The sequence below is a fragment of the Zhongshania aquimaris genome (assembly GCF_019312595.1).
Taxonomy (GTDB): Bacteria; Pseudomonadota; Gammaproteobacteria; order Pseudomonadales; family Spongiibacteraceae; genus Spongiibacter; species Spongiibacter aquimaris.
Map to the genome: position 1 here is coordinate 1,353,611 of NZ_JAHWDQ010000001.1, position 20,175 is coordinate 1,373,785.

A 20,175-nucleotide genomic window follows, 5' to 3' on the forward strand; every position below is an offset into this window, starting at 1 on the left:
CAAATACGCCGACATTCACGTTGCCCTAAGGTGCAGGACGAACCGGTAAACGCCGTCTAATATCAATCCAACTATCCACAATCGCTGCCAGTATCAACGCCACCCATAGCGGCCGCAATATTAACAACGCAACGTAAAAAACTATTAACCAAGCACGGCCTAAGCCCAAACGACCAACCACACCATGCACTAAAGCTAAACCAGCAATCACAATCGGCATAACGCACATTATCGCCCAAAACCGGTAATCACCACCGACTTTGCTTAACAACAACATCACCACCACAAGCCCGATGGTTATTATCGGCGAGAGCCTAAGCTGCCACATTTCCAGACGAAACCCGCCTGGGTTGTACAACAAAGCCTGCCACCAACGCCCCAACATTACCGCCAAGGTGCTCCATAGCACCGCGCTCACGCCGATCAATGCCGCTACATCTCCAGTGGTAATCTCTGGAAATGCACCCGGTGCTGACGCCTGCATTTGTTGCAGCATAGGCTGCACAAGCTCGAGCACCGACACCAAATAGGCATTGGCAAATTGCGTAAGCAGCAAGGCTGAAAACAAGCCTACTGCTGCCGCAGTAACTAAGGCATTTGACCACTGCTGCGTGTTGCGAAGCACAAGCGCTGTGGCCGAAGCCCCAAGCAGCATTGTCAGCGGACCAACATCTGCCCCGATTGTTGCCACCGCTATAGCCGGCAACAGCGCCCAAAAAACCACATAAGCGCCTTCAGCCAAACCTTTGCGCAGTAACACAAGTACCGCTGCTGCCACGCCGACCCAAGCAAATACCAGGGTGCCGACACCTAAGCCTGCAACGGCTACTGCCTGCAAGCGCCCTTTCATTATAAATTCAGCTAAGGCGCGCATGGTATTACGTCGTTTTCTTACTTATGGCTGTCTGTATAAGGCAGCAAAGCTAGGAAACGTGCGCGCTTAATTGCGGTAGACAATTGGCGCTGGTATTTAGCATTAGTACCAGTGATACGGCTTGGTACAATTTTGCCTGTTTCAGAAACATAGGCTTTCAGGGTTTCCAAATCTTTATAATCGATCTGGCTAACACCTTCCGCTGTGAAGCGGCAAAACTTACGACGACGGAAAAAACGTGCCATAACTATTCTCCTAACTCAGTCCGCAATTATTCAGCGTTATCTTCTGCCATATCGGCATCAGAATCGCTATCGTCATCAGCTGTTGACTCAGAGTCATCACGGCTGCGCTCTACACGTTGCTCGCTGCGGCTACGACGCTCGCGGCTCTCTTTTTCCGCTTTCATGATAGGCGACTCTTCAGTCACTGCTTCATCGCAACGGATAATGAGGTTACGCAATACAGCGTCGTTGTAACGGAAGTTAGTAGTCAACTCTTCCACTGCTTCAGCAGACGCTTCAGCATTGATCAACACGTAGTGTGCCTTGTGGATTTTGTTGATAGGGTAAGCCAGTTGACGACGGCCCCAATCTTCTAGACGGTGAACTTTACCGCCATCTTTTTCTATGGCTTGAGTATAACGCTCAACCATACCTGGTACTTGCTCGCTCTGGTCTGGATGAACCAGGAACACAATCTCGTAGTGACGCATTTTCAGCTCCTTACGGGTTAAGCCACCCTTTACGGTGTGACAAGGAGGACAACTCTGCCTGAACTAGACGGAGCTACCATAAATCAAGAGCGCGGATTTTAGGCAAGGCAGACCTTATATGCAAGCAATTAGCACAATTATTAGCCAATTCTTCACTTTTGACGTTGACGAACAACCTCAAACAGACAAATTCCCGCCGCAACGGAAACATTCAGGCTACTGACCGTACCCGCCATGGGTAGCTTGGCCAAATAATCGCAGTTCTCCCGAGTTAAGCGCCGCATACCGGCACCCTCTGCCCCTAGCACCAAGGCGGTCGGGCCACTTAAGTCGCGATCATACAAGGAGGTATCCGCCTCACCCGCCATACCCACAATCCAAATGCCAGCTTGCTGCATTTGTTGAAGGCTGCGAGCAAGGTTGGTGACCTGAATAAATGGCACCACGTCGGCTGCACCGCACGCCACTTTAAACACGGTAGCGCCTAGCCCAACAGAATTATCACGGGGCGCCACCACGGCAGTTACCCCTGCCGCATCAGCACTACGCAGGCATGCACCTAAATTATGGGGGTCCGTAATACCGTCAAGCACCAATATCAAGGCTGCACTACCTGCCGCCGCCACAAGATCCGGCAAATCCTTTTCTCGAAACTCGGGGGCTGGCTCGACTTGAGCAATCACACCTTGGTGGCGCCCTTCGACCATTTTATCCAGCTCATCCCGCGGCCTCTGCACCACGCCAATTGACGACGACGCGGCCAAACTAAGCACCTCCTGCAGACGCTTATCCGCTCGCCCATTTTGCACATAGAGATTTTTTACCCGCTCAGGACTGCGCGACAACACTGCCTGTACGGCATGGATACCAAATATTTTTTCAGTCACAACTTTTTACTCTACCGACTGCGACGTTTACTAGATACGCCCGATTTCTTTGCGGTTGCGGACTTACCCGCACCGGTTTTCTTAGCTTTAGTGCTTGCGGCCTGCTTGGACGCTGGCGCCTTCGCCGCAGCCGTTTTTGGCTTTGCACCCCGACGCTTAGATCCGCTAGACTTGCCAGTCGTAGCCTTTCCGCGACCCGACTTCGCATTCGCAGGAGGCACCAAACCCTTGGCTAGGGCCTCGCGCACGGATGGCTTTTGGCGCTTGGCGGGCTCGCCCGACGGCAGCGCCAGATCAATCTTACGCTGATCGAGATCAACCCCCATCACCTGTACCCGGACGGTATCACCCAACTGGAAAACCCGCCGAGTGCGCTCGCCAATCAAGCGCTGATGCGCCTGATCAAACTGATAGTAGTCCTGCGGCAAAGCTGAAATATGCACTAGGCCTTCTATATACAAGTCTTTAAGTTCGACAAACATCCCAAAACCAGTAACAGCGGCAATAACCCCGTCGAACTCGCTTCCCACATGCTCTTGCAAAAATTCGCACTTTAAAAACGCCATGACATCGCGGCTCGCATCATCCGCTCGGCGCTCTGCCATCGAACAATGCATGCCCTGCGCGACTAACGCTTCCAGATCATAGGGATAGATTTTCTTGCGATTTAAAGCTGGCGCACCGTCTACTTTCAAAAAGCACTTAGCTGCCTCACCGCCACCACTGCGCACTAAATACCGCAGCGCACGGTGCACGAGTAAATCGGGGTAGCGGCGTATTGGAGAAGTAAAATGGGTATAACCAGTATAGTGCAGGCCAAAATGACCCTCGTTGTCAGGCTGATACACCGCCTGACTCAAAGACCGCAATAACATGGTTTGAATAACGGCCGCATCGGCACGCTCGCCCAAACTAGATAACAGTAGCTGGTAGTCTTTCGGACTTGGCTCCGCACCACCACGCAAGCCCAAACCGATTTCTTGCAAAAACTCGCGAAGATTAGTGAGCTTTTGCTCGGTAGGTCCGCTGTGCACACGATAAAGCGCCTCTAAGCCCGCACGCTCCAGCGCCTTGGCCGTTGCCACGTTGGCGCACAACATGCACTCTTCGATCAGGCGATGTGCGTCATGCCGACGAATTGGCACAATCGCTTCGATGCGCTTCTCATCATTGAACACGATACGGGTTTCAACGGTCTCAAAATCGATTGCACCTCGCTCAGAGCGGGCTTTGCGCAGAGTAAAGTAAAGCTGGTGCAAATCTTTTAAATGGGGCAACAGGTCGCGGTTTTTGCCTGTGTCATAACTAGGGTCAACATCCTTTAACTCCAGTAGAGCGCCAACCTCGTTATACGTTAGTCGCGCATGAGACCGAATAAGCCCCTCATAAAAATGGTAACCGCTCAGCTTACCAGTCGAACTGATGGTCATTTCGCAGACCATGGTTAAGCGGTCTACGTCGGGCTTTAATGAACACAATCCGTTAGACAATGCTTCAGGCAGCATAGGCACAACACGGTCAGGAAAATACACCGACGTCGCACGCTTGTGCGCTTCTTCATCTAATGCCGAACCGACTTGAACATAATGAGAAACATCGGCAATCGCCACCCACAAACGCCAGCCGCCGGATTTTTTCGGCTCGCAATACACCGCATCATCAAAGTCGCGCGCATCTTCGCCATCAATTGTAACCAAGGGAAGCTCACGCAAATCAACACGATGTTTTTTGTCTTTCGCCAAGGGCTCCGAACCAAAGCGTCGCGCCTCTTCGTCTACTGCCTCCGGCCATTCAAAGGGAATATCATGGCTGCGAATGGCCAACTCAGTTGCCACACCGACGGTGCGGCGATCACCCAATACTTCGGTAATCCGACCGCGAGCCTGCTGGCGCGCACCGGGCTGTTGAGTAATCTCAAGCATAACGTAGTCGCCTTCTTTGGCAGTACCTACGTCGGCGTCCTCCAAAGCCAGCCAATTCTGAATACGGGTGTTTTCAGGAACCACCTGCGGCAAGCCACGATGCATCATCAACTTACCAACCAATTGCTGAGTATTGTGCTCAACAACTTCAATAATCACGCCTTCGCGTCGACCGCGCTGGTCAACACCAGTTACCTCAACCTTGACGATGTCACCGTCAAACACTTGCTGCATTTGGCGATTGGCCAAATACACATCCTCATCCTCACCCTCAATGACGACAAAACCAAAGCCATCGCGATGCCCCTGCACTCGACCCAACATGGCATCACCAGCACTGATCGCGCGCAAACGCCCGCGTCGCCCTTCAATGATCTGACCGTCTCGGAGCATCGCTTTCACGCGGCGACGCAAGCCCTCCTCCTGGTCCTCGCCCTCAACTTCTAGTTGCCGGCGAAGCTGAGACAGGCTCAGGCCATTCTCAACATCTTTCAATTGCTCGAGAATAAACTCACGGCTTGGCACCGGATTATCGTAACGCGAAGCCTCGCGCTCAGCGTGGGGGTCAGGGAGATTGCGGCGTTTTGCCATTCAGTAAAACTTCCTTTGAAAAGGGATTTAAAAACATGCTGGGTAGTGTAACGCAACCGTTGACAAAAATACTTTCTATCAGTAAATTGCGCGCCTCGGTATAGTAGCCGCTCATCTCCTGCCCAGGTGGTGAAATTGGTAGACACGCCAGCTTCAGGTGCTGGTCCTCGCAAGGGGGTGGAGGTTCAAGTCCTCTCCTGGGCACCATTTTAAAATCCAAGATAACAAAGAAAAAATCAGGCTCTATAGGCTCTACAACATGCGGGGGCTATACCATATAGGCGATGTATAGGCACGTTCCTGTATGACTGCCGGCCCCTCATAAGGTGTTTCAACCCCCAATGCTACTGCATCTAGTTGCGAATGGCGTATGGTAGGTATTTGCAATACCCGCACGTAATAAACCGCTTCAGCATTTGGATCAAACTCCGGGTCACGCCATACAGTGGCGAGGCGCGCAGCACCTATAGTATTGGCCGTTTTGCCGGTGCGAATATTCACAGTATTACCGACTGGAAGCAGATTTCCCTTGTCATCAATTTGGCGATCTTGCGACCAAGCGATATTAAAGACTTTTTCCTGGGCTTTACCATCCTGGTTAACCCAGCTTTTTACCATTTGAATACGATCCAGATTGTGATCCAATGCTCCCTTAAACGCGATAACCATGAAGCTAGGTGATCGGTCTCCTTCCACCGCTGTTAATTCACCCCCCATGGGTACACCTTTAGCATAGCCGATGCCAGTAAAATCAGTACTAATTAAATCAACTTCGTTAAAATCCCATCCGGCGAATAGTCGTACAGCAATTCTCGGCCCTGTTGTCGCATATGTTTCGCGGCGCTTCATCGCCGCAATTATTTCCTCGCGCGTATTGTCCCTTGCCCATACCGCAGCTAAGCCACCTGCCGACATACTCCAGCCATTAAAACTGTCTATGCCATTGGCATAAATATCTTTATCGCCTGGTTTGTACTTACGTTTGTTCTCTGGGATAGAGTCCGTTGACACTTTGCCCCAAAAATTTGGCTCCTCCGCAGAGGCGATACCGCTATGGGAGTCAGTCGAACCAATCATGCCAAATTTAAAAGGATTAACGCCTAGAACTAACTCAAGCTCAATACCGGACTGCAGTGCACTGCGAGCGGTATCGCCTTTTTGAATTTGATAATCCTTCGCCTGCGGTACGGCTTGAAGGTAAAAATTAAATCGCTCAAAATCAGCAAATTCGTCAGCTGGGCTAAGGTCTGGATGAGTTTCACTATCTCCTTTGATTTGGGTTACTTCGACTATCGGCTCCCATTTTGCTCTCTTACGTGCGTACTCTGCATCAAAGGCATCGCCATTTAATTTTCGTTTAGCAAACATATAGCCTTTTGATAAGTTGGCATTGTGAGGAATGGAAACAAAGTTCGCCCCAGTGCTGGATGCGATTTCTTCGAGCTTGTCCCACAATTGCTCGGGATAGGGCGCATCATCAGAACCTACAGGGTCAAATGTACTCGCCGTTCTACCGTCAGTATCTGAGACAATCACTCTGTGTAGGTTTGCACCACTTGCGGTTTGAGACCACTCCCAACCCACTAAAGTCGTAAATCGGCCCGGTTGATAATGACGATCAGCCGCTTGCATGGATTTTTGCCATTGTGAAGCCATTAAGCGTACGGCCGTTTCATTCGATACTAAACCTAGCTTTTCCAAGCCCCCGTCGGTACCGGCATCTACGGCTGCTTGCACGGGATCCCTCGTGTCGCCAGACTTGATCTCCGGGACGGGTAATAGGCTGGTATAGTACTTTGTACCCACCGTAGGATCTTTAATTTTATAGGCCAAGAATTTAACAATAATCCAGGACTTCAGTCGTGCAAGTAAACTCATTTCACTTGTATCTACATTGCCACTAAAAATTAAAGGCACTACGCCTAAATATTCAGCGTGATCTGCCACAGATAGAAAATCTAATGGTTGCTGGATTTGCACACGGGTTCTATTGTAAGGGTGAATGACCGGCTCCCCCTTGGCATATCGATAAGCTACGTCGGGGTCAGCAGACCGATTTCCCGCCATATAGGCGTCAACTGAATACGAGCTGTGTAAATGTGTATCCCCCCATAACAGCTTGTTTGCATGTTGCGCCGCGGCTTCGCTAGCCATCCACCCGAACATGACGATGGCAATAGATTTACGGAATTGAGTATTCATAGCCAGACTCCTTTATGTATATTTTCGACTAACTTACAAGCAATCTGAAAAAGGTATTTCGTGTCAGAGTTAATAATTTTTATTTTCTAAACAGAGACATGCTTTTTCTAACTCACCGCTCGTTCCACTACACGACATCTACTCGATTCACTAAACACGAAGATTAACGACAATGTCATACCAAAATTGGTACCAGATCGCTAGGGAACCTCTGCACAACCTGGTGATACCTCAGGCTTTGCCTTAAAGTGCTCAGCAAGGCGGCGTTATGCAGGAAGGCTGGTTGCCTTTCAAAAAACGCCAACGCGACGGAGCGCTTTAAGGCAAATCCCCGGAGGGCGGGACTTTGGGGCGCACTGGACGTCGTTGCCGCACTCATCAAGGACAACCAGCATTGATCTTCGCACGGCGCCTCGCCAGTACGCCCCAAAGACTCCGCTGAGGCATTCCCAGGTTGTGCAGAGGCTCCCTAGTTAGGTCACAAGATGCATAGCCCCTCTAATAGTGACTAGGGAAAGTTTTATGCATAGCTGATAAATGCATAAACAAACGGTTATCACTAACAAACCAGCACCATTCAACATTGACAAATAGATGGTTTTTTGAGGCAAACTGAGTACTTCTTCCAATGTATTCCCGTGATCGTATGCATCAAATAATTCTTTGAGTCATGAAATTGCATAGCCTCGTCTAACTAACAATAAGATTCTACGCAGTCAGGTACGATGCGCCTCGGTACGCTTGATGTCTGACTGTGAAGAGTCGAATTTTTACAATGTTTCATGGGCGTTCAAACTAGAAAGGACAAGTATTCCTACTGCAGATTAGGGAGTTACTATCGGAAACACTTCCTTAAATGTGTCCTGTAGCGAAAAGAATTTAAGTAGATCTAACTTACTTCCATCTATGGTTAAATTACCTGATAGAAGTATTTCTTTGATACTCGCCTTGCCAAGCACCACATCCAGAAATAAGTCGTGTGTGATATTTACAGTAGCGTTGGCTGAAGGATCCGCAGCTCCCTGACGATGATGAAGGACTGAATTTTTCAACGTGAGAAGGTGAGTTTCATTGATATCCGTAAAAACGAAATTAATGGTCATCTCGATGCCCTCGGCCTCAGGCCCATTTAACTGAGCAGCCATTACATCGAAAAAATTTTCTCGCGGCGAATGAACCACCATATCTTTCGCGAGCCCGAGATCTAAACTAGGGCTTGTAATACCACTACGTAGCTCATATGCAGCGGTAAGATACACATCTCGCCAAGGGCCAGATTCCGCCTGGTATCCAAGCTGCTCGTAGTTACGAGCAAGCAGATTTTTGGCAGCCTTAAAATTTGGTTCAGCAAAAACGAGGTGGTTCAATAATGTAGCTGCCCAGCGATACTCCCCAGCGTCGAAGTATTTCTTAGCATGCTCTATAACTTTTTCAGGGCCACCCATTAAGGCTATATAGCGACGACCCTCTTCTACCGGCGGCAGCGGGTTTAGATTCGCCGGATTTCCATCGTACCAACCAAAATAGCGCTGATAGACTGCACGCGAATTGTGTACTAGTGTTCCGTAATAACCGCGATTCGAAAAGTCCTTTTGCAAAGATTCAGGTAACTTCAATTCTTCTGCAATTTCCACAGGAGTGTAGCCCTTATACGCCAATCGCAAAGTCTGATCATGGATGTACTTATAAGTATCACTCTGGGTCTCTAAAAATGTCGCAATGCGTGAACTTCCCCAGACCGGCCAATGATGACTGCCAAAGTAAATTTCCGCTTCGCTGAACATGTCAGCAGCCTCATCAATAAAGCCGCTCCAAGCCAAGGCATCACGAACCTTTGCTCCCCGCAAGGTATATAGATTATGCATATTTCTCGATAATAGCTCTGCACCACAAAAGGCCTTCTTGTCTGGGATGTAGAATGTCAGCTCAGAGGCCGCCTCCGATCCAGAAACTATTTGGAAGACAAATTCTAGGCCATCTACTATGAGGGTCTGCCCAGATTTTCTAACGGTGTCTGTCGGCTTGAGTATTCCCAGCGTACCGAAGCTGGGCTCCTTACCTAATCCACTATCCACGTGACCACGCTCTGATCGGGGCAAAGGCATTCCGTACATATATTCAGCGCGTCGTTTCATTGTCTGTCCAGCCAGCACGTTCTCGCTAACTGACTCTTCAACAAAACCTTCCGGCGCTATTACGCGCAAAGTGTCGGACACACCCTTTGCACCCGCCATAGCGCCAAACACACCGCCAAAATGGTCAATATGGCTATGTGTGAAAATAATTGCGCTAATAGTAAGGTCACTCAAATGCTGGCGCGCGAACTTTATAGCGTATTCAGCGTTCTCAGCGCTCGAGAGCGGATCGACGAGTATCCAACCGCTATCACCTTTTATTAAGGTGATATTTGCCAGATCAAAGCCACGTAGTTGGTATATATCGCTTGTAACTTCGAAAAGACCATGGATATTATTCAACTGAGCCTGGCGCCATAGGCTCGGATTTACGCTGCCAGGAGCAGATTTCTCATCTATAAAATCATAAGCGGTGCGATCCCACATCACCTTACCGTCAGGCCCAATAACCCTTAGATCATTATCTTTAGCAATAAGGCCTCGTCGTGCATCAATAAAGTCTTGATTGTCACTAAATGGAAGTGAAGTCAGAATTTCTTCATTTTTTCTTTCAGTGAATTCTGTGGCTGGGAAAGCACCACTACTATCAACATCCGAGTTCGCGGTGAGATCGACATCACTACAACCGGCTAGCAGTAGTGACATGATAAAATGTGGAAAATATCTAAGTGAAAAATGAAATTTCATAGTTTTACAAACTCATCGGAAGATTGAATATTCAATTCTCATAGAGGGCATATTGAGATTGGCCTTGTTCTATTTGCATCGTTCTTATGTCTTTGCGTTGACATGAAGAACCTGCCATTCCAACTAAAACAAATCATGGCTATAGTGTTGAGATATTAATTTGGACAATGACCAAGAAGAACTTCTGATATATTTCGAAGTACCAAGTCCCCACTGATTAGCTCGTGAATCAAAGAGTTATATTGAGAATCGTTCCGAGCGGCCTGCTCTAGCAAAACTCTTACGTGTTCTTTATCCGCAGCGGCCGATTGTGGATGTGTATCCTCGTGATCTGCGGCATTTTTCGCACGGTATGCTGCTGCACATAAAGATTCTCTTGCAAGAAGCTTGTGATTAGTATTTTTATATCGGCTGATACCACCAACTATTTTTGGAATTCGGTCACCAAATAATGCTTTCGCTGCCATCCTTCGAATCGGCGACCCTGCCGTATAGACCTCTCCATCCGGCCCCACCGTCGTTACTGATATAGAGTCTTCTCGACCTTCTGCAAACGATCGCAGCCTTCCTGTATCGCGGTCGAGCAGACCTATACCTACATTCGACATTAAGTGCCCCTTCCCAACCTTCACACCAGCACCCTGAGCAATAAGAAGGCCGTTCGCTACAATTGTGGGGGTAAGCGCATTAAAGTTGTTTGAGGTCGGATAGGCATCAAGTTCTGCTTTCCAAGCCAAGCTAGCGTGACTTCCATGATCGATTAGCTTAAAAACATCCTTTTTTGTTACTGCATAAAGCTCGTTATTGTCACTAGAAATCGCGACTGAAGCGACTAATTGGTCGCCCACATTAAGCCTCCAGTCCTCAACGAGAGTGTGGGCATTAAGAGCAATTACATTGCCTACTTCATCACTAACAACCAGACGTTTACCGTCTTGGGACAAAGCAGGTGTAGAGCCCGACCCACCATCAAAAACAAAGGTCTGCGCAATTTCGAAACGATACCCATCAGTCTCCGGCAAGAGTTCCAATACGTATATAGCGCCGTTGTCGGAATATCCATCTAATCTTCCGTCAATTTCGTCTCGCGCTGTTGCCGCGATGTAAATACGCCCAGTGTGCGGGTCTACAGCGTATGCGTTAGAAACCTGAGCGGTACCACCATAGATAACTTGAAGTACACGAGTAAAATGGTCTACTCCAAAGGCGTCGAGACTGGCAGAGCCTGCTTTATCCACAATCAGCGCTGGAAAGGTATTGGCATTTTCGTTTTCTTTAGTTGGTCGGCCAGGAAGCCTAAAGACCGGCGCCACTGGTCTTCCTGTCTTTCTGTCATGAGCAAACACATAGGCGTTCATTGTTACGCCGATGACAGCGTCTGCCTGTGGAACATAGCTAACACCCCACTGATGGGTTGGCTGATATTCGCGACTATCATCGTCCGGCTCAGGTAACTTTGTCTCTTCCCGCCAAATTACTTTGCCATTTGTGGCAACGGCCCAAAAATCACTATATGTTGAATGATAGACGACTTTTTTTGACGGAATATCAGGGTTATTTAGTACCAAAGGCGCGCCGCCTCCATTTCCGCCCCCAGGAAGTGTCCACAATCGCTCACCCGTTTTTGCATCGAGAGCGACTAAAGACACATCCTCCTTAGGAACTAGAGGGCTAAAAAAGAGGCGCCCCTCGTTGTCAAAAGTTGGGCCCTCAGGAACAAACATGTCTGGCTCAGCAACCCAATCGAGCTCCATACTCGGCGCCGCAGCAATCCACATTTCATCAGATTGCTGCAGATCACCATGCATTGTGTACCATGAGGTAGATTTCGGGATGATGTCATCATTTAAGTACGACGGGGTTCGCGGCCCTTCCGGACGCCAGGAAGTAGGATTAGCCTCCCCAAACACCCTTGCCACTGGAACACTTAACCAGGTATTAAATAACGCCCAACACCCCACTACTATCGCCAGCGCAGACAAAAAATAGACACTCGGTTTCAACATTATCTCACTCCAGCGAAAGTCTTATTAGTTTCTGATTTTTCTTACTACCACTGATACTGGAACTCAACAAAGTAGCGACGACCTGTATTAAACGTACCAAAATGACTACCGGGCTGAAGGGGAACGTCACCACCATGCAACTGTATTAACTTGTCGGTGATATTCTTAGCACTAAGCAAAACCGTCCAGTCGCCATTAAGTCCAGCTATCCTCATATTTCCGTTAATTTCAGTGTGCGAACCTTGTTTATCCGACGAATCGAGATCGGTGCTAAAGTACTGTGTGGTCCGGAACGTCATATCAAGTCCAAATCCCAAATCAATAGGTAGATACTCGCCCAAAGATGGAATTAGGTCACTTGCACTCACGCGAGGGTTAAACGTGATTTCCCACTCAGGCGCTCGAGTCAATTCTGCACCGCTCAAATCACAGGTATCTTGTTCACTTGTAGCCACGCACTGACCGCCTAGATATTTGTCGTATCTAGCATTGAGGTAGGCAATAGACCCGCCCAAACTTAGCCAACTAGCGGGAACCAGTTGACCTTCGATTTCGACACCCTTCGATATAGCGCTTGCTGCATTACCCACCGTAAAATTAATGCCGTTAAACATACTCACTTGGAGATTATCAAATTCCGTGTAGAACAGACCTATATTCAAAGTCGCAGCGCCATCGAGCAATCGCATCTTAGTACCTGCTTCCCAGGTTAGTGCCTCCTCTGGCTCAAACTCCAAATTGGTGTTATCTACAGATTGCTCATTAAACCCGCCTGCTTTAAAAGCCGTCGCCCAGGTAGCATAGAAGTTAATATCGTCACTAATATCGTACCGTACGCTTAACTTAGGGGAGAGATCGCTTTCGTCTCGACGCCGAGATTCTTGGTAACCAGTCTCGTTGAGAAAGGTATTAAAGAAAAGAGCTGCGCCTGCGTTATTATGGCTTAGCGCCATATCGGCTTCTTTAGTTTCTTCGGAGTAGCGCAAGCCAAGCATTAGAGCCAATTTCTCAGTAGCGTACCAAGTCGCCTGGCCAAACAGCGCTATGGATTTAGTCTGCTGATCGAAGAATCGGTCGTTGTTAATATTTTGCGCCGTTGTGCTTATGGGGAAACTACCTGGCGGTAAGCCCAACAGGGAGTCAATTGTGGCGGGTACACCTAAACGATCCTGAGCTACAATTTCGGCAATCCTACTTGCATTCAATATCGTCTGGCCTTTTCCTACAAAGTCAGATTCGAAATAGAATAGACCCGCCACATAATCGATGACCTCACCCGGCGAAGCGATCCTTAATTCAGCACTGCGCTGGCTATAGGAATCCTCATTGGCGACCAATATTGCGGATATCGGGCCAAAGTCACCATCCAAAGCATCAGATTTATCGAAATCCGAACTACTAAGAATTCCCGTCAACGTTTGATATTCAAATTCATAGTCAAACTGAAAGCTATACGACTCCCCTTTCCTGACGGTGTCCTCGTTACTACCAATTGACGTGCGCCTATTACCGACGGCTTCCGTAGCCGGGTCATATCGGCGGTAGACCGTGAGCGTCGCATCTGATGCCTCACTTAATTCAACGCCCGATGAGTTTCCAAAAATTGACGAGGTAGTCGCAGTAAACTTCAAATCGAGCCCATCAAGCAGGTTTGGGGCCTGCAAACTAATGCGCCCTACATGGTTATTTCGATCTCGAAGATTCTGATCTATATTCCCCCTGTCCGGATTTTCAGCGCTCGACTGGTCGAAAGTCGTGTTATAGATCGGCCCGTCATGAGAATCCTCGTCCCACGCAAGTCGAACATTCAGTGCATCCTCTATCACCGGCCCTCCGGCAGCAAAGCGCAAACGCTTCCGATCTTGTTCTCCGCCCATTACAGATAGGTTCCCAGTGAACTCTGGAGACGGGGTAGCTGTTGTAACGTTCAAGGCGCCCGCAATAGCATTCTTACCAAACAATGTTCCCTGAGGACCTCTAAGTATTTCAATTCGCTCAACGTCGACCAGAGATTCAACTAGATAGTCCTGCCTGCCGTAATACACACCATCAATAACGAGTGCAACGGATCTTTCAATTCCCTTGTTATTCCCGGAACCCAAGCCTCGCATCGAAACGTAGCTAACGTAGGGCGATGAGTTAATAACTAGATTCGGCGCAACGCGAGACAACTCAGCAACATCTGTCACTCCCGCGTCATCCAAGAACTCAGCCCCTAGTGCAGTTATAGAAATCGGTACGTCGCGAATGTTTTCGACTTTTTTCTGGGCCGTTACAACAACCTCTTCTATTGCGTAGCCTTGCGTGCCCGAAATACTCGCAGAACAGTAAAACAAAGGTACCAGAACAGACCAATGCTTTATTTTACGACCGATATTTTCCATATTTTTCACCACTAACATGCGACCATTTTTATTTTGTATCACTCTTTAGTCGTTTGATTGGCACATTACACACCCTGTCGGCGCACATGTGGGCGATCAAGCTTATTCGAGCATTGACCACAATCTACACATTTAACCCAATCGAGTCAACCCAGCTGGGTTAATATTTCGTTCTAAGACGACAGTCTTTTAGTATCATCAATTCGATTTTGATATCCTTTCTTGGCTCAACTGGGTTAACTTTGTATAGTGATACTCGTGTCTTGTTGTAACTAGAGCCCACTTGATGTCTAAATCCGCTACTGATCATGTCGACGAAGTACCTCAACGATTAGTTAAATCCGCGATCGAATTGTATGGAACCCAGGGAAGCAATGCGGTCTCAGCTCGCGAAATTCAGAGGAAGGCCGGCGTCGCTAATGAAGCAGCCGTGCGCTACTATTTTAAAAACAAGGCGGGACTACTCGAGGCCTGTATTGCTCATCTAAGCACAACGTACAAACCGCTAATTGAAGAGGCCTGGAAGGAGCTGGAGATTAAAAAAAGCAAGAAAGCGCTAACAGTCACAGACGTTATGAGTGCACTCGTTATCTCATTTGGAAATCTTTCAATAATCGATCCGCCCGGAGTTCATTTGGTAGCTCGAATGATCCGCGAACAAGGCTCATACGGTCAGCGCTTGCTTGTATCCCATTTCGGAGACGTAATTTGGAGACTGGAAGAAGCGCTGAGGGACTTGCTGCCCTGGAAATCACCTGAAGCGTTAAGACTTCATGTATTTCTCGCAATTAATAGCACGGTGAACGGTATGGTAGATCAATCAATACTCTGGCGCTTGCCGGGCACAAAATCAGATGAGAAGACATTTAAATTAGAACCAGATAATTTGGCAAAGGGCTTTATTGCTTTCATTTCTGCCGGCGTGTCCGCTCCTTCAGATTTTTAGATCGAGAAATTGAGCAAGACCTTCGACGCAAGAACAACAGTTAAAGATCATTTAACTTCCGTCAGGATTCTGAAATCCAGCCACCAAGTATTTGACCCCCTTTAAGAACTAGATTCACACTAAAATAGCAGTATATTTCTTTATTTTTTGATATTCAGGATTGCAAGATTTCTGCATAATTAGTGCAGATACTGCAGCGCGGCGGAGATCACGCTCTTGTGCGAGTGACCAGCGGGAATGGTAAATGAGGGCGGGGCCGACCATCGGGTTTATAGCTATATAATGACCCATTGAGTAGAGCCTTCCCTTCATGGCCTGTAGGTATTTATGCCCTACGGGTACGCAAGCGGAGCGAGTGCCTCGGCTACGATTTTGCCAACAGTAGGCGCCTTTAAGCGACGCCGGCAGAGAGCAAAATAAAATCGTGCAAAGGTCTCTGCCTATAATTGTTTGATCATACCACCGGCAAACTGCTGCTCGATGACAAGCTTGGTAGCATTACCCTGCTCTGCCCCAATGTTTGAATAGCCTGACCATAGTCCGAAAGACTTTGCAAAACAACGCCTGTGCCACGGCCATTGAGCAGATTTACCGCCAGTGCTTTGCTAACAAACACGATTAGCATATTGATCAGGCAAAAGCGGAAAACCGCCGAATTAAACACTCCAAGGTTACACCGGCAATTTGGATACTTTGAAGATATCGCTAAGCGCCGAGCGAGGCGATACAACACACCAAAAAGTAATTTTTATTTTACTTTAAATAGTTTAAAGATAAATGTAATTGACAATATTGGAAGGGAATTCTATTCCAAATCGGTGATATGACGACCAAATACCAACGAAAGGCACAACCATGGCAAAGCTGAAGCGAAGCTACTCCAACAGAGCAATGCAGGCCCTTAAGGTCTTTGCACTGCAAATCCAGGTCGCCCGCAAACAGCGCGGCTGGAGCGAGGCAGAATTAGCCGAAAGAGTTGGCCTGCTCGTTACGGGTAATAATCATTTCAGCGCCGAATGATACAAGCTCTGCGGTAACAATTTTGTATTGCTTATACCACTCAAACACTCAGTGCTAACTATTGTGAAGAGGAAAATTCTCGTACCGAGCTTGCGTGAACCTTACCCTGTAACGCCTTACCAACGTCGTCAAAAACAAGACCTTAACGGTGGAATATAGTTTAAGCCTGCAGCACCTCAGCCCCTACTGGATACAATACTTGTCAGCGCGTCTCGCGTATCCAGTTCAACAAAAGCACTGCCGAAACGCTGCGCCAGATTCTGGCAGATCGCGGGGCTCTGGTAGTCATCCTCCGCACCGGTGCATATCCAGATTGGAAGACCGTACGCGGGAGAACAGCGGTAGTGCAGCCAGGCCTCGTCGAAACCGGGCTTATCCGCCACGCCAACTGTAAGCGAATCTATATACAGCCTTAGTAGGTGACGCTCGTGCTCACGACGATCTTCGACACTCAACGCACTTACCAGAAAATAGCCGACGTCAAAAGACCAATGACCGCGACGAACAACACCCCAGTCGTAAAAACCGAAACCACCATCGGGAAGCAAGTAGGTATTGCCAACGTGAGCATCACCATGCAGCAGTGTCTGCGGGCCTATTGAAAGACTCCGCAAGTACTCCGCCCAAGCATCTACCAGCATCCTGGGACCAGCGTCGACTACCTGTGCTGGCAAGTAATCCAACAACCGCTGAATTCCTCGCCCACATCCGTATTTCATCAAAAACGTAAAGGTGCCCGAAGCTTTCCAAGGGCGAACCCACTTAAGTTCTGGATGGGTCTTATTATTCAAACCCCAAAAGGCGCTATGCATCTTGGCAAGTTCTTTTAATCCGGTGGCAACTTGATCGACGGTCAAAGGCGTTGTTGCATCATTCAGGGTAGCACCCCTGCTACCTACATCTTCCATAACGATGACGTCGTTCATACGCAATTTGTCTACGGCGCCATAATAGAACAATGGATGCTCAAGACAGAGGTCGACACCTGAGTTACAAAGGCTACCTTCTATGTAAGCATTACCTGTCATGGCGTGAAAAAACCTGCGCAGCCAGTTTCCCTTAGTCTTCGCAAACACCGTTTTGGGGCCATCCCCACTGGCATATTCCAAAGCGAATAACGCCCTACTGCTTGTTCCATCGGAGCCACCTATACGATGAAACGCCTTTAATCTGGCTTCGGGATAATGTTTGGCAATGACCTTTTCCATCCAAGCAATGCCGATATTCCATGTTGCCGGTACTGCTCGCGTACTGTTATTCATCGTGCTATTCCTTAAAAGCTATAGCGCAGACGAGCGCCGTACATTTTTGGAAATCCAACCTGACGACTCTCAATGCCCGTCGCTACATAGGTTCCAGAGACATAGGTTAAATACTGCTCATCCAAAATATTTGTACCAAAGAGAGTCAAATCAAAATTGCTACCCAACACACCTAACCAAGAGGCATTAACGTTCAACAAGTTATAATCAGGCAGAACGTCGTGAGGTGTTGAATTTGATGCCGCTGCGCGTTGCTCGCCAGTGTAAGTGTAGGTGACACCCACATCCATTAAACCTATGTCTGCGCTGACGGGAAGCTGGTACTTTAGCGTTGCCACCCAAGAGGATTCAGGCGCGTAAGGAAGTTCATCGCCTTCTGCCGCTATGGGAACAAACGTGGATGCGGCTATTTGACCAGACAAGGGATTGCCTGACGCCTCTGTAACTGCGCGTTCAACATCCGCCGGGTCGACATCGCTCTGCTTTAGCAGCTCGGTATCCAGTTGCGAGTATGAAATGCTCAGACTAAGGGGCTCGAACAGCTGAAAGTAGGCTTCAACTTCAAATCCGTTGATTTCCGCCTCACCCGCGTTAACAATCCCCGTAGTAGGACCGGAACTCGCGGAGTTATAGCCGATTTGAAGCTGCATGTCTTTTAGGTCATTGTGGAATACCGCAATATTAACGCGACCAGGAACAGGCCCGCCAAAGGTGGTTTTCGCACCGATTTCATAGGTATCTACCGTTTCGTGCTCATGCGTATCGAGACCAGGATCAGAAGCGACATTAACACTGCCCTGACGATAACCCCTGGTGTATTTTGTGTACAACATCACATCATCGATAGGCCGATAGTTAAATTCTAAGAATCCGGTTGGCGCTTCGCTTTTCACTTCCGGTGTAGAACGACTAAACACAGGCGCTTGTCGAGCCGACAACAAATATGCGTAACGCTCTTTAACGCCTTCGCCCTTGGTTTCATCCCAGGTATAACGCAAGCCAAGTGTGGTACTCAGCTGTGGCAATACGTCGTAAGTCGCCTGGCCATAAACCGCCTGGTTTAGAAATTCGGTTTTGCTTTTGAAGATTAATACGCCACCCGCTATCCCGAGCAGGGGATCGAAGCAGTTAAACTGAGAAGGATCACTCGTTTCGATAGTTGATAGGTCGCAGTAAAGTAAACTGGCGGCATTCTGTCCAGAAAACCCATCTGGCGTGCTAGTTTCATGGTAAAGACCAGCTTGCCAAATCATGCGACTATCGAGCGCCACGCCCTGTAGCTGCAGCTCCCCCACCCATGTTTGCTGGCTGGTAGACGGGAAGTCAGGATTGACAACAGAGGCGCCCAAGGAGATTTCACGACGCGGATCCACCAAACCAAGAGGCAGCCCAAATCCGAGTAGCGCGGCGACGTTTTCCTGAAAGCGCGTACCGAAAATATCAGACCCGTTGGTACCCTCTAGATGAGCATAGGCAATGATGCCTTTCGCTGTCAGATTTTCATCAATCTCCCATGTGGTTGTATTGATAAAGCGCTTTTCTTTGATCGTTGTAATCGGCGTTTTTACAGTACTAAGCAGATCGTAGAAACCATCCTGACCGGTTGATTCCTGCATCTCAAGTTGACGAACACACTCCGAGCCTATTGTTAGCGCGAAGGGATTATCGACAACGGTCTGATCGGTATTACAGTCAAAAAGCGTGGCGGTATAGCCTGCTGATTCGGAATCAACATAGGTGAGAATTGTATAGTTCTCAATGGAGTCACTTATATCCCATACCAAGCTGAGCCGGGCAGCCAAATATTCGGTATTCCCCAGCTTCCGTGCACCGACCCCCGTTATATTATTCAGGTGGCCATCGCGCTCGTTCTGATCCAGGCCGAAACGCACCTTGAAATTATCAGATACCGGAAAGTTCGCTACCACTTGCTGGCGTCTTGATCCTAGTTCTCCGGCAGAAAACTCGACATAGCCTTCATATTCTTCCGACGGTTTATTAGGCACTAAAAGAATGGCACCGCCCGTGGTATTGCGCCCGAACAAGGTTCCCTGAGGCCCCTTGAGAACCTGAATATTGGCAAGATCAAACAGCGTTCCCGGCCCGGCACCATCACCTGACGTCTGAGCCACCGCGCCGCGAGGCGCAACCACGTCGGCAAAGTACGTTGCGACGGAAGCCGTGGTACGAAGCGACTGTGTAAAACCACGAATCGCAAATGAGGTATTTTCATTACCAAATCGAGTGTCGACGGTTAGCGACGGCGTATATGTCGCTATGTCACTCGAATTTATCATGTTTGCATTGGCAATCTGCTCTTGATTAAAAACCGTCACAGAGATCGCTACATCTTGGGCATTTTCCTCACGTCTTTGCGCCGTAATTATAACCTCCTCTATTGCCGGAGTTTTCGCTGCGCTTTGCGGGTAAGCCTCACCCGCAAACATCATTGGCAAGAGAAATAGTATTCCCCTTGATTTTTTCACGCTAATTAACCGAATCATACTGACAACACCTCTTATTATTTTTGCCCGTGTTATCGCA

General features: G+C 48.4%; 14 protein-coding genes and 1 tRNA gene. 3 read left to right on the forward strand and 12 right to left on the reverse strand.

The genetic code is table 11. The annotated features are described in order from the left end of the window. Positions 1-25: 25 nt before the first annotated feature. From KXJ70_RS06205 to rnr, 5 genes are all read right to left on the reverse strand, one after another. A complete protein-coding gene (locus KXJ70_RS06205) occupies positions 26-874 on the reverse strand; it encodes a hypothetical protein (RefSeq protein ID WP_219042559.1) in 849 nt (282 codons plus the stop codon). Between the two features lie 17 nt (positions 875-891). Then, positions 892-1,119: a 30S ribosomal protein S18 gene (gene rpsR, locus KXJ70_RS06210; protein ID WP_103682882.1), complete on the reverse strand. Its 228-nt coding sequence runs from the start codon at positions 1,117-1,119 to the stop codon at positions 892-894. 26 nt (positions 1,120-1,145) lie between these two features. After that, positions 1,146-1,589 carry a 30S ribosomal protein S6 gene (gene rpsF, locus KXJ70_RS06215; RefSeq protein ID WP_219042560.1) on the reverse strand — a complete coding sequence of 148 codons (444 nt, stop codon included), beginning with the start codon at positions 1,587-1,589 and terminating at the stop codon, positions 1,146-1,148. A gap of 152 nt (positions 1,590-1,741) precedes the next feature. After that, a complete protein-coding gene (gene rlmB, locus KXJ70_RS06220; RefSeq protein WP_219042561.1) occupies positions 1,742-2,476 on the reverse strand; it encodes a 23S rRNA (guanosine(2251)-2'-O)-methyltransferase RlmB in 735 nt (244 codons plus the stop codon). A gap of 11 nt (positions 2,477-2,487) precedes the next feature. After that, entirely contained in the window at positions 2,488-4,989 is a 2,502-nt protein-coding gene (gene rnr, locus KXJ70_RS06225) for a ribonuclease R (RefSeq protein WP_219042562.1), read from the reverse strand. Positions 4,990-5,109: 120 nt separating this feature from the next. On the opposite strand from rnr, the gene KXJ70_RS06230 reads away from it, so the two are divergent. Continuing rightward, positions 5,110-5,196: transfer RNA gene (locus KXJ70_RS06230), tRNA-Leu, on the forward strand. A 45-nt stretch (positions 5,197-5,241) separates the two neighbouring features. Here KXJ70_RS06230 and KXJ70_RS06235 read toward each other — a convergent pair. The 4 genes from KXJ70_RS06235 to KXJ70_RS06250 form a co-directional block, all read right to left on the reverse strand. After that, a complete protein-coding gene (locus KXJ70_RS06235) occupies positions 5,242-7,191 on the reverse strand; it encodes a DUF3604 domain-containing protein (RefSeq protein ID WP_255558207.1) in 1,950 nt (649 codons plus the stop codon). A gap of 824 nt (positions 7,192-8,015) precedes the next feature. Continuing rightward, the gene (locus KXJ70_RS06240; RefSeq protein WP_219042563.1) at positions 8,016-10,013 is read right to left on the reverse strand and encodes an alkyl/aryl-sulfatase; all 1,998 of its coding nucleotides are present in this window, start codon (positions 10,011-10,013) and stop codon (positions 8,016-8,018) included. Between the two features lie 155 nt (positions 10,014-10,168). Next, complete coding sequence (locus tag KXJ70_RS06245; protein ID WP_219042564.1) at positions 10,169-12,019, reverse strand: outer membrane protein assembly factor BamB family protein; 1,851 nt, start codon at positions 12,017-12,019, stop codon at positions 10,169-10,171. A 44-nt stretch (positions 12,020-12,063) separates the two neighbouring features. Next, the gene (locus KXJ70_RS06250) at positions 12,064-14,403 is read right to left on the reverse strand and encodes a TonB-dependent receptor (RefSeq protein WP_219042565.1); all 2,340 of its coding nucleotides are present in this window, start codon (positions 14,401-14,403) and stop codon (positions 12,064-12,066) included. A gap of 286 nt (positions 14,404-14,689) precedes the next feature. Between KXJ70_RS06250 and KXJ70_RS06255 the strand changes: the two genes are divergently transcribed. After that, complete coding sequence (locus KXJ70_RS06255) at positions 14,690-15,349, forward strand: TetR/AcrR family transcriptional regulator (protein ID WP_219042566.1); 660 nt, start codon at positions 14,690-14,692, stop codon at positions 15,347-15,349. A 454-nt stretch (positions 15,350-15,803) separates the two neighbouring features. Here KXJ70_RS06255 and KXJ70_RS06260 read toward each other — a convergent pair whose 3' ends face one another. Next, positions 15,804-16,013, reverse strand: a complete 210-nt coding sequence (locus KXJ70_RS06260; RefSeq protein WP_219042567.1) for a hypothetical protein — start codon at positions 16,011-16,013, stop codon at positions 15,804-15,806. Between the two features lie 191 nt (positions 16,014-16,204). On the opposite strand from KXJ70_RS06260, the gene KXJ70_RS06265 reads away from it, so the two are divergent. Continuing rightward, positions 16,205-16,369, forward strand: a complete 165-nt coding sequence (locus KXJ70_RS06265; protein ID WP_219042568.1) for a helix-turn-helix domain-containing protein — start codon at positions 16,205-16,207, stop codon at positions 16,367-16,369. A 176-nt stretch (positions 16,370-16,545) separates the two neighbouring features. On the opposite strand, the gene KXJ70_RS06270 is transcribed toward KXJ70_RS06265, so the two are convergent. Both KXJ70_RS06270 and KXJ70_RS06275 read right to left on the reverse strand, forming a co-directional pair. After that, positions 16,546-17,631, reverse strand: a complete 1,086-nt coding sequence (locus KXJ70_RS06270; protein ID WP_219042569.1) for a phosphotransferase — start codon at positions 17,629-17,631, stop codon at positions 16,546-16,548. Between the two features lie 11 nt (positions 17,632-17,642). Next, a complete protein-coding gene (locus KXJ70_RS06275; RefSeq protein WP_219042570.1) occupies positions 17,643-20,135 on the reverse strand; it encodes a TonB-dependent receptor in 2,493 nt (830 codons plus the stop codon). Positions 20,136-20,175 lie beyond the last annotated feature (40 nt).

Coding starts and splice junctions, on each gene's coding strand:
- KXJ70_RS06235 (WP_255558207.1), bottom strand. CDS start 7,191: ATGAATACTCAATTCCGTAAATCTATTGCCATCGTCATGTTCGGGTGG.
- KXJ70_RS06270 (WP_219042569.1), bottom strand. CDS start 17,631: ATGAATAACAGTACGCGAGCAGTACCGGCAACATGGAATATCGGCATT.
- KXJ70_RS06255 (WP_219042566.1), top strand. CDS start 14,690: ATGTCTAAATCCGCTACTGATCATGTCGACGAAGTACCTCAACGATTA.
- KXJ70_RS06240 (WP_219042563.1), bottom strand. CDS start 10,013: ATGAAATTTCATTTTTCACTTAGATATTTTCCACATTTTATCATGTCA.
- rpsF (WP_219042560.1), bottom strand. CDS start 1,589: ATGCGTCACTACGAGATTGTGTTCCTGGTTCATCCAGACCAGAGCGAG.
- KXJ70_RS06245 (WP_219042564.1), bottom strand. CDS start 12,019: ATGTTGAAACCGAGTGTCTATTTTTTGTCTGCGCTGGCGATAGTAGTG.
- rpsR (WP_103682882.1), bottom strand. CDS start 1,119: ATGGCACGTTTTTTCCGTCGTCGTAAGTTTTGCCGCTTCACAGCGGAA.
- KXJ70_RS06250 (WP_219042565.1), bottom strand. CDS start 14,403: ATGGAAAATATCGGTCGTAAAATAAAGCATTGGTCTGTTCTGGTACCT.
- rnr (WP_219042562.1), bottom strand. CDS start 4,989: ATGGCAAAACGCCGCAATCTCCCTGACCCCCACGCTGAGCGCGAGGCT.
- KXJ70_RS06265 (WP_219042568.1), top strand. CDS start 16,205: ATGGCAAAGCTGAAGCGAAGCTACTCCAACAGAGCAATGCAGGCCCTT.
- KXJ70_RS06275 (WP_219042570.1), bottom strand. CDS start 20,135: ATGATTCGGTTAATTAGCGTGAAAAAATCAAGGGGAATACTATTTCTC.
- KXJ70_RS06205 (WP_219042559.1), bottom strand. CDS start 874: ATGCGCGCCTTAGCTGAATTTATAATGAAAGGGCGCTTGCAGGCAGTA.